Origin of the sequence: Actinoplanes sp. NPDC051861, assembly GCF_040681145.1 — a bacterium.
GTDB lineage: Bacteria > Actinomycetota > Actinomycetes > Mycobacteriales > Micromonosporaceae > Actinoplanes.
Map to the genome: position 1 here is coordinate 1 of NZ_JBFAYE010000050.1, position 1168 is coordinate 1168.

Annotated in this window: 1 protein-coding gene; it reads left to right on the top strand. The window is 69.1% G+C overall.

The features are described 5' to 3' along the window. On the top strand, positions 1–1140 hold a 1140-nt coding region (locus AB0M02_RS46730; protein WP_364238995.1), incomplete at its 5' end, for an IS110 family transposase. Between the last annotated feature and the right edge of the window lie 28 nt (positions 1141–1168).

Consider the following 1168-nt stretch of genomic DNA (forward strand, 5'->3'; position numbering starts at 1 on the left):
TTGCCTGAGGGCGTGGACGGGATGACCCGGTTCCACGAGCTCGTTGCCAGGTTTCTGCCCGACGACGCGAAACCGTCGGACGTCCTCGTCTGCATCGAGACCGACCGCGGGCCGTGGGTACGAGCGCTGGTCGCGGCCGGGTACCAGGTCTACGGGGTGAACCCGAAACAGGCCTCCCGGCATCGTGAGCTGCTGTCACTGTCGGGTGCCAAGAGCGACAAGGCCGACGCGCACACCCTGGCCGACATGGTGCGGACCCGCCGCCACCAGTTGCGGCAGGTCGCCGCGGACTCCGACATCGCCGAGGCGGTCAAGGTCGTGGCCCGGGCGCATCAGACGCTGATCTGGGAACGCACCCGCCATACGCTGCGGCTGCGAACAGCGCTGCGTGACTACTTCCCGGCCGCGTTGCAGGCCTACCAGGCGTTGACGCTCACCGGTGCAGACACCCTCGAACTGCTGGCCAAGGCCCCGACCCCGGCCGCGGCGGCGAGGCTGACCATCGGCCAGATCAGCGCCGTGCTGAAGAAGGCCCGCCGCCGTGACGTCCCGGCCAAGGCCACCGCGATCCAGCAGGCCCTGCGCACCGAACACCTGGGCCAGGCCGACATCGTCGCCGGCGCCTACGCGGCCACCGTCCGCGCCACCGTCGCGGTCCTGACAACCCTGAACACCGAGATCCGCACCCTCGAAGGGCAGGTCGAGGCCCATTTTGGCCAGCACCCGGACGCTGAGGTCTACCTCAGCCAGCCCGGCATCGGCGTGATCCTCGGCGCCCGGGTGCTCGCAGAGTTCGGCGACGCGGCAGGCCGCTACGCCGACGCCAAAGCCCGCAAGAACTACGCCGGCACCGCACCGATCACCCGCCAGTCCGGCAAGTCCAAGACCGTCCACGCCCGGTTCATCCACAACGACCGCCTCATTGACGCCCTGCACATGCAGGCCGGCGCCGCGATCCTGCACGACCCCGGCAGCCGCGCATACTACGACGAGCTTCGCGGCCGCGAGATCGGCCACAACGCCGCCCTGCGACAGGTCGGCAACCGCCTCGTCGGCATCCTCCATGGCTGTCTAAAGACAACCAGTACCTATGACCAGACAACCGCCTGGTCACACCGCACAACAACCGTCGCGGCTTGACACCTCAGCTCCTGGGGTGTCTGACCCC